Annotated in this window: 12 protein-coding genes; 8 read left to right on the top strand and 4 right to left on the bottom strand. The window is 61.8% G+C overall.

All coding sequences use genetic code 11. The features are described 5' to 3' along the window. Positions 1-491 (bottom strand): uracil-DNA glycosylase family protein (locus BLQ77_RS27575; protein WP_131822091.1); only part of this gene is annotated, 491 nt, incomplete at its 3' end. Positions 492-1,854: 1,363 nt separating this feature from the next. Between BLQ77_RS27575 and BLQ77_RS28575 the strand changes: the two genes are divergently transcribed. The 5 genes from BLQ77_RS28575 (at position 1,855) to BLQ77_RS27555 (ending at position 5,263) form a co-directional block, all read left to right on the top strand. After that, complete coding sequence (locus BLQ77_RS28575; protein WP_131822090.1) at positions 1,855-2,286, top strand: hypothetical protein; 432 nt, start codon at positions 1,855-1,857, stop codon at positions 2,284-2,286. A gap of 432 nt (positions 2,287-2,718) precedes the next feature. Next, a complete protein-coding gene (locus tag BLQ77_RS27570; protein ID WP_089964258.1) occupies positions 2,719-3,504 on the top strand; it encodes a phage portal protein family protein in 786 nt (261 codons plus the stop codon). After that, on the top strand, positions 3,497-4,318 hold the full coding sequence (locus BLQ77_RS27565; protein WP_089964257.1) for a phage head morphogenesis protein: 822 nt from the start codon (positions 3,497-3,499) through the stop codon (positions 4,316-4,318). The genes BLQ77_RS27570 and BLQ77_RS27565 overlap by 8 nt, the downstream gene beginning before the upstream one ends. Then, the gene (locus BLQ77_RS27560) at positions 4,318-4,569 is read left to right on the top strand and encodes a hypothetical protein (protein WP_089964256.1); all 252 of its coding nucleotides are present in this window, start codon (positions 4,318-4,320) and stop codon (positions 4,567-4,569) included. Before BLQ77_RS27565 ends, BLQ77_RS27560 begins: the two co-directional genes overlap by 1 nt. Before the next feature lie 178 nt (positions 4,570-4,747). Continuing rightward, positions 4,748-5,263: a phage virion morphogenesis protein gene (locus tag BLQ77_RS27555; protein WP_089964255.1), complete on the top strand. Its 516-nt coding sequence runs from the start codon at positions 4,748-4,750 to the stop codon at positions 5,261-5,263. Positions 5,264-5,599: 336 nt separating this feature from the next. Here BLQ77_RS27555 and BLQ77_RS27550 read toward each other — a convergent pair whose 3' ends face one another. Further along, positions 5,600-6,733 carry a hypothetical protein gene (locus BLQ77_RS27550; RefSeq protein ID WP_131822089.1) on the bottom strand — a complete coding sequence of 378 codons (1,134 nt, stop codon included), beginning with the start codon at positions 6,731-6,733 and terminating at the stop codon, positions 5,600-5,602. Between the two features lie 173 nt (positions 6,734-6,906). On the opposite strand from BLQ77_RS27550, the gene BLQ77_RS28980 reads away from it, so the two are divergent. From BLQ77_RS28980 to BLQ77_RS29585, 3 genes are all read left to right on the top strand, one after another. Next, positions 6,907-7,068 carry a hypothetical protein gene (locus BLQ77_RS28980; protein WP_165617237.1) on the top strand — a complete coding sequence of 54 codons (162 nt, stop codon included), beginning with the start codon at positions 6,907-6,909 and terminating at the stop codon, positions 7,066-7,068. Between the two features lie 378 nt (positions 7,069-7,446). Then, positions 7,447-8,481 (top strand): phage protease, encoded by a 1,035-nt coding sequence (locus BLQ77_RS27545; RefSeq protein ID WP_089964253.1) that lies wholly within the window; start codon positions 7,447-7,449, stop codon positions 8,479-8,481. Further along, on the top strand, positions 8,481-9,215 hold the full coding sequence (locus BLQ77_RS29585) for a hypothetical protein (protein ID WP_242661898.1): 735 nt from the start codon (positions 8,481-8,483) through the stop codon (positions 9,213-9,215). The genes BLQ77_RS27545 and BLQ77_RS29585 overlap by 1 nt, the downstream gene beginning before the upstream one ends. A gap of 18 nt (positions 9,216-9,233) precedes the next feature. Here BLQ77_RS29585 and BLQ77_RS27535 read toward each other — a convergent pair whose 3' ends face one another. Both BLQ77_RS27535 and BLQ77_RS29155 read right to left on the bottom strand, forming a co-directional pair. Beyond that, on the bottom strand, positions 9,234-9,515 hold the full coding sequence (locus BLQ77_RS27535) for a hypothetical protein (protein WP_207545917.1): 282 nt from the start codon (positions 9,513-9,515) through the stop codon (positions 9,234-9,236). Positions 9,516-9,745: 230 nt separating this feature from the next. Next, positions 9,746-10,021 (bottom strand): hypothetical protein (locus BLQ77_RS29155; protein WP_207545916.1); only part of this gene is annotated, 276 nt, incomplete at its 5' end.

Genomic DNA, 10,021 nt, shown 5'->3' with positions numbered 1-10,021 from the left:
CGCCGGACGTACCAGTCAACTTTTGCCTGGCATCTGCCTTCAGCCGATGCTTCGTATTGAGTGGCGGCGCCGGCTATCCAGAACGAGCTCTTCACATAGTGGGAGGGGTGGACGACGCGGATCACATCTTCTGCGCCGGTCACACCGAACCTCTGGAAGTGGCTAGCGGCGACATTTCCCACTGCGACTATCTTTACGGGGGCCACGGCTCTTATTTCACGATCGAGGACGTCTCGACACGCACCGTAAAGCTCTGGGGTGAGTTTCACCGTCGGTGAGTGGAGCTTCATCGCGTCGGTGATCCGCATCGCCGCGATACGGGCTGAGCTTGGCCTGTTCGCTCGACGGATCAGGAGCACTAGGCCGCCAAAGATCACGAAGATGATTCCGAGGCCCGGCAGAGCGTAGCGCGGCACGAAGCAAGCGGCCACGGCTAGCGCGACCAAGGACGCGAAGAAGGCTAGTACGACGGCAAGGTCCAGAAATTTCATGAATGGGTCTTTCAGGTCAGAGAACCGGCGCCGGAAGCGCGGGTCCCCACCGTTAGCGAAGGATGATCGCAACCGCGAGCCAGGGGATTGGCTTTCGGCGCTGGACTGCCGATCAGCGTCTGCTGACTGCGCTTAACTGCCGGATAGGCCGCAAGCGCAGCGCTACGGCCTGCGGTCTTGAAAGGAACGCGACGCGAGCTTCGCACTCCGACGATCCGTTCCTGCAGTAGCGGTGCCAATCCCGCGTGATCAACTAGGCGAGCGTGTGTTACGAATGCTGTGGGTTCGGCCACGATATGCCTTGCGCCGCTCGACAAATGCGATGTCCCCTTCGGCACGGACGTTGATCAGAGCGGAACGTACCCAAATTCGGCGTCCGTCAGACAAAACGCGCTCATGCGCGCGTCTAAGGTGGGGTAGTGGACTGGCATGTGTACCTCCAAGATCTCTAGATATTGATGTCGAACGAAGGGCGGTGACATATTCGGTTGCATCTACATCATGATGACCTGGAATAATGGGTTTGCCCCGGCGTTTGCGTCGCGCATTTGTAACGCTGGGTGCCCGTCGAAAGGTGACGCTGCAGCCTCGGGTATTTAGGATCGCGATGGCCAATGGATATACCGATCTCGCTAGGCAGTCTTCAGCGTCACCTTTTGTCCGGGCGCCAAGGACATTCCCAATCACGCCGGCCGAGGTGTGACAGAAGGAAATCCTATTTATCAGTCGCGGCGTTTTGGGCCCTGTGAGGAACTCCCAAACAAGTATCGCTTCGTTTGCTTGGGGCTGGACGATAGCCAAGAAAGTCAGTGGGGGTTTCACTCCGTCTTGCTTCTCTGTCGAAAGCTCGTAGGTGAACGCCCACGCTTGAGCGTCAAATGGTTGGCCTACATGATCTTTTAGTCCTTGGACAACGTCCCTAACGCGACCGTGTAAGCTGTCTTCGTTCTCGAAAGTGCCAAAGGAAAAAATTCTGCCTTCGTCGACGACACCCTGCGGAATGACTCCGGAAACCGCTAGGCCGGACAAGTTCTCGAGCGCATGTTGAAGCTTCATATCAAGCCTTTGTACCTTCTAAGTGTCTGCAAGGGATCACATTGGCACGACCCACGTAAACTCCAAAATGGTAGGGCGCGAAGCGGCCGGGAGCAGCCAGCGCATGTTTGTGGCTTTACTCAGCCACTCATCCGTCCGCTTTATGTGCATCGCTGCCGTTCATCAAAGGCGCAGCGAAGGTCTGCTCTCCGCCCACACCATCGGTTTAGCGCCCTCAAAAAAATGATGATGTGAGCCTGAGGTGAAGGTTCGCATATCTGCCCTTATGAGTCTGGTCGCCACCGAAAGACCGAATGAATGCGTTGCGATGCCTGCGTCTCGCTGGTGGACGCATGTAGGGCGCAAGCTGGAGGGGCTGACCAGGGGCGCCTCTACCGCCAAGTGTGCCCGGACCAGATCACTTCGCCAAGAATGCCGGCCTGCACGAACGCGATCTCGTTACGGTTCCAACGCACCGGACGGCACAGGCACCACGATCCACTGCATCGAGCAGACCCAGACGCTCATCATCGGCACCTACGCATATGACGAGGATCTCGACGGCGACGGCGGGGCCGGGGCATTCAAATGCTCCAACGACGCGCAGATGTGGCTCTGGAATACCATCGCCTCGGCCAGCGGCGGTTCTCTGACAAACTACGCGATCGAGGCCAACGGCGGCACCGTGCTCAAGCGCAACCACACCAACGCGGCCGGCACAGAGGAAGTATCGGGCGCGGGCTCGATCGGGACCTTCTGAGGTGGGGCGTGAACCGCCCCTTCAATGCCCCGTTTAAAGACCCTGCAAATGGACGGGTTTGAACGTGGCAGGGCGGCGGGGTGCCATGCGGTCCCGGATGGGACCAGATGGGACCCGGGATGGGATCGTGTGGGACGGCGGGATGGGAGGGGATGGGAAATCCCGTGGAAACCCTTGGCGGACCGCTCAGGAGGCTCGAAACGCCCCGATCGCGAAAAACGCGTTGCTGTAAACTTCGCCGTAAATCACTGCAAGTTTGAGCGTCACGCTACACACACTGTTGGGTGACACTCATTCTTACAGTGGATGCCGGAAGAGGCCTGAGGTTCCCGGAGGAAGCCGGAAGGCCATGAAATCAAGGCGCTGAGGGCGTGGCGCCAGGGGCGTCGCAAGGTTGATCGAGTTTTACAGTAGAACGGCAAACTGGGCTGTATGAGGCGATCTGGGCGGTTTGGGCGACATTGCGGGGCGTGCTGGGCGACATCGCCCAAGACCGCCACGACGGATGCCGAGACCGGCGGGCTCGGATCGGGCAAGGAGCACCGGGAGGTGCAGCAGGACATCGAGGCGGCGGACTGCAAGGCGCTGGCCGCGATCCTGAACCGCGACCTGGTGCGGCCGTGGATCGATCTGGAGTTCGGCCCGCAGGTCGCCTATCCTCGCATCGTCATCAAGCGGCAGGAGCCGGAGGATCTGAAGGCCTTCTCCGATGCCATCGGCCCGATGATCGACCGCGGCCTCCGGGTGGCGACCTCGGACGTGCTCGACAAGTTCGGCCTTCCCGAGGCCGCCCAGGGCGCCGAAATCCTCCGTCCCCAGGGCCAATCCGCCTCGTCAGCGCAGTCGCAGGCGCCGCGTGAGGGCGCAATGCCCCCTGAGAGCGCCGTTAAATACCCATTGAATACCCATCCCGCTCCCGCGCGAGGCGTTGCCGCCCTCCAGACAGAAGCCCCCTCAGCGGGCCGCTCTGAGCCGTTCGCCCCGGCGGTCGATCGGCTGGCCAAGGAGGCCGCCCCGGAGATCGAGGCAATGCTCGCGCAGATCGAGGTGATGCTGCAGGCGGCAGGCTCGCTCGAGGAGGCGCGCGAGATGCTGTTGAGCGCTTGGCCGGATCTGGCATCGGATGGCCTCGCCGGTGTGATGGCCGAGGCCTTCCTCGCAGCCCATGCTGGCGGCCGCGCGCTGATCGAGGAAGACGGGCAGCGCGCCGATGGCTGACCTGGCGGTCGTCTTCCGCAGGCCGTTCCGGCAGCAGGTCGCGGCCTTCCGGCTGCGCCTGCGCCATCTGGTGCCGACCTCGCGCTGGGACGATCTGCGCAAGCAACAACACGACCGTGCCTTCGTCGTCGCCGGCGCCACGAAGGCGGACCTGTTGGCGGATCTGGCCGCGTCGGTCGACAAGGCGATCTCGGAGGGCACCTCGCTCGAGGAGTTCCGTCGCGACTTCCGGGCAACGGTCGAACGACACGGCTGGCATGGCTGGACGGGCGAGGGCAGGGCGGCCGGCGAGGCCTGGCGCACCCGCGTCATCTACCGCACCAACATGCGCACCAGCTACATGGCGGGCCGCTTTGCCCAGCTGACCGAGGGCAACTTCCGGTTCTGGATCTACTTCCACGGCGGCTCGGCCGAGCCGCGGATCCTGCACCTGTCGTGGAACGGTATCGCGCTGCCACCCGACCATCCGTTCTGGCGCGCGCGCTTCCCGCCCAATGAATGGGGCTGCAGCTGCTACGTGTCGGGGGCGCGGACCGAGGCCGGGGTCCGGCGGCTCGGCGGAGATCCGGCGAAGCCATTGCCCGCGGACTGGCAGGCGATCGATCCCCGCACCGGTGAGCCGCAGGGCGTCGGAAAGGGCTGGGGGTATGCGCCCGGCGCCAGCGTCGTGGATGAGCTGCTCGAGATCGTGCGCGGCAAGATCGAGCATCTTCCGCCGGAGATTGCCCGGCCCTTTGTCGACGATCTCGCGGAGCGGTTCCAGGACAGCGAGCTGGGCCGGATGCTGCGAGACATTGCGGCGGGGCTCGGCTGATGCAGCCCGCGGACCAGGTCCGTCGCGATCGTCTCGCAGACACGGTCTGCCATGGCGCGCAGATGGAGATCTGGGCCGACGAACTGCGGCAGGTGCTGGCGGCGCATCTGCGCTCGCCGAAGGATTACGAGGAGGTGCCGGATCTCGCGGATGCCCTGAAGACCGCCATCCGCCATGTCGTCGAAGGGGCGTTCAGCCATCCGGAGATCCTTGGGATCCCTGGCGGGCATGATCCGCGGCGAACCAGATGAGCCGGAGATCGTCTGCGCCGCGGCGGCCGCACACTGAACAGGTGGCCCTGGCGAGGAGCTTCTCCCGGGGGACATCTTTAAGCGGTTCATAGGGAACCCCGTCGGAATGACCGCAACGGCAGAAGAAGACGTGTTTGAGCATCGGCTCTGACCTGACCAGGTAAAAGGGTGACGGCACATGCCTCGCATCGAGATCACCAGTGACACCCTGACCGAGGCGCTCGCGCGGATCTCGGAGGCGTTGTCGGACACCGCGCCGCTGATGCAGGACATTGGCGAATATATGGTGAAGAGCACCAACGACAACTTCGCCGCGGGCTCAGATCCTGACGGCAAGCCCTGGGCGCCGCGCACGCAGGCAACGCTGGACGCGTATGCCGCCCGAAAGGACAAGCCGGGGCCGCGGCCTCTGATCGGCCCAACGAAGAGCCTCTCCGGGACGATCAGCTACGAGGCCGGGGCCGACGACGTCACATGGGGCTCCAACATGATCTACGCGGCCGTGCAGCAGTTCGGCGCAGAGGCAGGCGCGTTCGGCGCGCGCATGGGCGTGAACAAGAAGGGCCGGCGGTTCTTCATGCCGATCCCGTGGGGCAACATCCCGGCGCGGCGGTTCCTCGGCGTGGGCAAGGAGGATCAGGCGGCTCTTATCGAGATCGTGGAGGAGTATCTGGAAGGGGCGGCAGCAGATTGAGCTATGCCTGCACCATGCTTCTATCGCCGAGCTCGACGGACCGGACACCTTCAAGCCCACTTCCGCCGATCGGTTGCCTAGGCTGAGACGGCGCGCCTGAACACATCGTTTGGGTATGCTTGGTCCTGGATGGTGAAGTGCGTGGTGCCGATCTGTTTGAAGTCCTGCTTCAACAGGCCGCAGGAAATCGTTTCTGGGCAATCAGTTTCAACGACGTCGCCGCACCTCAACGCGACCGGTCTTCACGAACTCGACGAGATGGGCCAAATCTTAAGGTCGTTTCGCGTCAGACGCGGTGCGCATTGAGTTTTTCAGATGCAGCCTGCTCTGAATATGTCAGCAATTGATAGGCGAGCTGCCACTCAGAAACACGTCGAACCCCGTAATCTCAGGCACCATCTCAGGCGTTATGAATTCCAAGGGGATCGTCTTCTTGTTTACGCCACCACAAGTGGCGACGTCCGCTAGCGTCGCGGTGTTAGTTTTGTTGAGCACCAGGCTCCCATCAGCTCGGTTGGCCGTAACGCTGATCCAAGGCGCCGAGCCCGCGTCCGGGAAGCGCTGCCCACCACGAGCGCCGATCGAAACGGTAAGTGACACTTTACAGTCCCGATCTACTCGAAGGAAGGCCCTGTCGCTATTTATATGAGAACCCCCTCCGACACCCACTCCGACGCTTGTTTGTTCGCCAGGCGTGTCATCTGGGTAATCTGAATAGTACGACTGATGATTCGCCATGATTTGGCGTACGGCACAACTTGGTGCGATCGGGGGAGAGTAGATGGCAGGCAGGGAAAGATCTCCGCCACCAAGAGGATCGGCCTCCGCGTTGAAAACGATACTGACTGCCTCTTTACCGGTTCTTTTGCATACCGATCGCCTGGTGTTGTTCTGACCTATGTCGTCGAAGTCAAAATTTTCCAAGGATGGGTCACACGTGACGCCTTTCGGTAGGACAACCTCCATGATTTTCGGAAGATCTTGGATTAATCCCGCGAACTTGAACTTTGACGCAATCTTGAAAACCTCCGGGTCCGATGTGAACTCGATCCAGACGTGGAGGCCGTCACGATTGAGGCACTCATTGAAACCATCAATGATCTCTGGTGCAGCCTTTTGCAGATAGGCGATGGCTTCGGTTCGGCTCTGGGTGAAGCGGTTTTCGGTGCTGCAGTACTGCGCAAACGTCTGCTGGGAGTTCATTTGCGATCCCCCGCCGCCCAATCCGAGCTGACCGACCTTCAAAGGTACATTGATATAGCCGCTGCCAGACGATGAGCCGGAGGATGAGGACGCATTTGTGTCGCATAGCCAATTACTGAATGCGTCCACGTCCTCGGTGTCAAGATTGTAAGAAGTGACGTTAAATACTCCACCCGAGACCAGATGTTTGCAGATTTCCTGGGCGCTGGATACGGCTGGCAGCAAGATCACTGAAATGGCTGTGGAAAGGTGAATAAAATATCTCAACAATGACATCCCTCCCGATCAATGGGTTGATGTTATGGGTAGAATCAATGTTTTCGCCATTATAATACCATTAATGGGAGGATATGGCATTGCGAATCTGCCATGCCTTCTCTGTTCCTTTGGAAATTTTCTTAAGATGGAGGCGTGTCGCTTTTCTTTTCGGAGGGTAAGTGATGCGTGTTATTTCATTTTTGCGCATTTACGCAAGTGACGGCGGATCGGTTCGAATGAAAGCGCGTGCCGGTGACGCGCGCGTCGTGGTGGTTCTATCTGAGGTTGCGCAGGGCGCAGATTTTCTGATCGGCGGAACACATGGCTCTATTTTTCTAACGTGATTGTCCTCAACTGAAGGTCGTGACGTGAAACCCGTTGGAAGTCAGCCACGGGGCCTACGCCCCTACTCGCTTGCTTGGCGGAGTGCTCGTTTTCGAAATTGTTCCAGATTGCCAGCGCTCGCGCGGAGATTTTAGGGTTCCCGCCCTTCCTTTTGCGCGCCATAGCGGTTGCAGTTCAAATTGAGCAAGTACTGCAGCCCATTGAAATTTCCGCACAATGGGCTTTCGGTAATTATTCTCAAACAGCCGCCGGCGACGAACATCGTGCACTTGACCGTCGCCCGTGAGCTGCGGCAGTCTTAGTTTGCAGCCACGCCACGCCCCCTGACAACCAGTTGGACATGTTTGCGATCTGCCTCGCGGGGCAAAGATCGCTGCATGAACACCGCCCTCGTCTCCCTCTCCACAATCCCGCTCCCGGCTCCGGCAAACGGCCAGGCCGTTCCGGAGTGGGTCCACCTCGTCCCCAGGGGCCGGGTCCAGGCGCGCGACGGGCGCGGGCCCTGGCACTATGACGACGCGAAGGCGGTGATCGAGGAGAGCTTCTCGCGCCGCCAGCGCATCCACATCGACGAGAACCACAGCACCGACACGGCGGCCAAGCTGGGCCTGTCGGCGCCGGCGCGCGGCTTCATCACCGAGATGGAGGAGCGCGCGGACGGCATCTGGGGCCGCGTGGATTGGAACGAGAGCGGCCGGGCGCTGCTCTCGGACCGTGCCTACTGGGGCCTTTCTCCCGTCCTTTCCTACGACAAGACCAGCGGCCGGGTGACTGCCATCGCCCGCGCCGCCCTCACCAATGATCCCGCCCTGCGCGAGCTGCTCGCGCTCAACAGCACGGAGTATGGCGACATGTTTTCCGCGAAGGTGGCCAAGCTGCTTGGCCTGTCCGAGGATGCCTCGGAAGATGACATCACGGCCGCCCTGGCCACGCGCCTGGATGCGGACGGGGAGGGCGACGAGACCCTCAGCACCGCGCTTGGCCAGATCGGCAGCGCTATGGGCCTCGAAGGCGAGGTCAGCCTGACCACCGTCGTGGCGGCCGCCCGCGGCTTTGCCAGCGCCGGTGGCGAGCAGGCCGAGGCCATCGCCGCGCTGCAGGCCGAGGTGACCACCCTCAAGGAGGGTGGCAAGCGCAAGGCGGCGGAAGACTTTGTCGACGGCGCGATCCGCGACCGGCGCGCCGGCGTGAAGGCGGCGCGCGAGGAGTATGTCGCCCTGCACATGGAGGATCCCGCCCGCGCGGCGAAGATGATCCAGGCGCTGCCCCGGCTCGACCAGACCAACACCTCGCTGGAACCGCCCGCCCCGAAGGAGGGTGAGGCAGCCCTCAGCACCGATCAATCCGCCATCGCGAAGATGCTGGGCATCGACCCGGCGGCGATGGCGAAGAACCTCGGGGAGGCACTCTGATGGCCGCGCTCACACAGGACCGCAACACGCCCCGCTCGGAAGGGGATATCCGCCGCGGCGCGGTGGCCGCGGCGACGCTGATCTATGCCGGCGCCATGGTGATGCGCAACGCCAGCGGCCACCTGGTCGAGGGCCAGACCGCCACCGGCCTCGTCGGTGCGGGCGTCGCCATGGAGCGGGTCGACAACAGCACCGGCACCGCAGGCGCGCTCGCCTGCGACTACCGCCCCGGCACCTTCCGCTTCGCCAATTCAGCTGGGGCCGACGAGATCACCATCGCCGACATCGGCGCGGTGGCCTTCGCGGTCGATGACCAGACCGTCGCCAAGACCGACGGCACCGCCACCCGCTCGCCTGCCGGGATCATCGACGCCGTGGACAGCTACACCCGCGACGCGGACATGAACGGCGCGCCGGACCTGCTCGTCGGCATGGCGCAGCTCGAGGTCGCCATCGCGCGCGACGACGTGGTCATGGTCGGGCCGGTCTATCCCTACACCGACAAGGGCGGGCACCTCGATAGCAACGGCGCGCGCTGGTACGGTCACCAGCAGGCCAAGGTCGCGGCGAAGATCCTGGCCGGCGAGGGCTGGCAGCCGCTGCGGCCGATCGAGATCGAGAAGTCCGGCGCCACGATCTTCGTGCATTACCACGTGCCGCAACCGATGCTTCGTAGTGCGTGTCGGCGTCGGCTACTCGAGAATGCGTTCATATGGAGAAGGCCCAACATATGACCGTCGATGTGCCACGGTTCAATGCGCTCGGGCGTAGAGCAACTGAAGCCATGGATTGGCCTCGGGGCCGGGTTGCTCCTGCGGGAAAGGTGTCGGCGAAGTCTCGACGAGATGCAGAAGCGTCCATGACAACCCAAAGCAGTCATCCGGGCCAAAAACAGTAAGTAAGGCTTCAGCCTCTTCGTCTGTCACTGGCGATTTGATCGAATGCAGAGCCTCTTCCAAGCGCTCTATCGACCTAGTGTCGTCCTCTGATTGAAGTGGCCCCATTGCTACGAGCTTTTTAATTTCTTCACGCATTTCAATCCCGGCTTTCAGTCATGAATTAGCTTCCTCCGCATCGTGACCCCACACCAGTGATGGACTGATGAGATTAGATCAACCCTAAGCCGCGTTGCCGCCAGTTGCGGACAGGGCTGCGATGCCGTCCTTCTGCCCCTTCGAGCCATCGACGCCGAACATCGCCACCAGCCCCTCGGTCTGGGTGACGGAGACCGCGTTGCGGATCTGGGTCCGGTGCTCGATATTGCTCAGTTGAGTGCTGGGCTGGGCCCGAGAATGCGCCGGACGTACCAGTCAACTTTTGCCTGGCATCTGCCTTCAGCCGATGCTTCGTATTGAGTGGCGGCGCCGGCTATCCAGAACGAGCTCTTCACATAGTGGGAGGGGTGGACGACGCGGATCACATCTTCTGCGCCGGTCACACCGAACCTCTGGAAGTGGCTAGCGGCGACATTTCCCACTGCGACTATCTTTACGGGGGCCACGGCTCTTATTTCACGATCGAGGACGTCTCGACACGCACC

It is taken from the genome of Salipiger thiooxidans (assembly GCF_900102075.1).
GTDB lineage: Bacteria > Pseudomonadota > Alphaproteobacteria > Rhodobacterales > Rhodobacteraceae > Salipiger > Salipiger thiooxidans.
Note: the sequence above shows the minus strand (reverse complement) of the source record. Positions and strands in the feature narration are given on the sequence as shown.

Excerpts from the sequence above, each read along its gene's own strand:
- BLQ77_RS27535 (WP_207545917.1), bottom strand. The coding sequence starts at position 9,515 with ATGCGTGAAGAAATTAAAAAGCTCGTAGCAATGGGGCCACTTCAATCA.
- BLQ77_RS27565 (WP_089964257.1), top strand. The coding sequence starts at position 3,497 with ATGGCTGACCTGGCGGTCGTCTTCCGCAGGCCGTTCCGGCAGCAGGTC.
- BLQ77_RS28575 (WP_131822090.1), top strand. The coding sequence starts at position 1,855 with ATGCCTGCGTCTCGCTGGTGGACGCATGTAGGGCGCAAGCTGGAGGGG.
- BLQ77_RS27560 (WP_089964256.1), top strand. The coding sequence starts at position 4,318 with ATGCAGCCCGCGGACCAGGTCCGTCGCGATCGTCTCGCAGACACGGTC.
- BLQ77_RS27545 (WP_089964253.1), top strand. The coding sequence starts at position 7,447 with ATGAACACCGCCCTCGTCTCCCTCTCCACAATCCCGCTCCCGGCTCCG.
- BLQ77_RS28980 (WP_165617237.1), top strand. The coding sequence starts at position 6,907 with ATGCGTGTTATTTCATTTTTGCGCATTTACGCAAGTGACGGCGGATCG.
- BLQ77_RS27570 (WP_089964258.1), top strand. The coding sequence starts at position 2,719 with ATGAGGCGATCTGGGCGGTTTGGGCGACATTGCGGGGCGTGCTGGGCG.
- BLQ77_RS27555 (WP_089964255.1), top strand. The coding sequence starts at position 4,748 with ATGCCTCGCATCGAGATCACCAGTGACACCCTGACCGAGGCGCTCGCG.
- BLQ77_RS29585 (WP_242661898.1), top strand. The coding sequence starts at position 8,481 with ATGGCCGCGCTCACACAGGACCGCAACACGCCCCGCTCGGAAGGGGAT.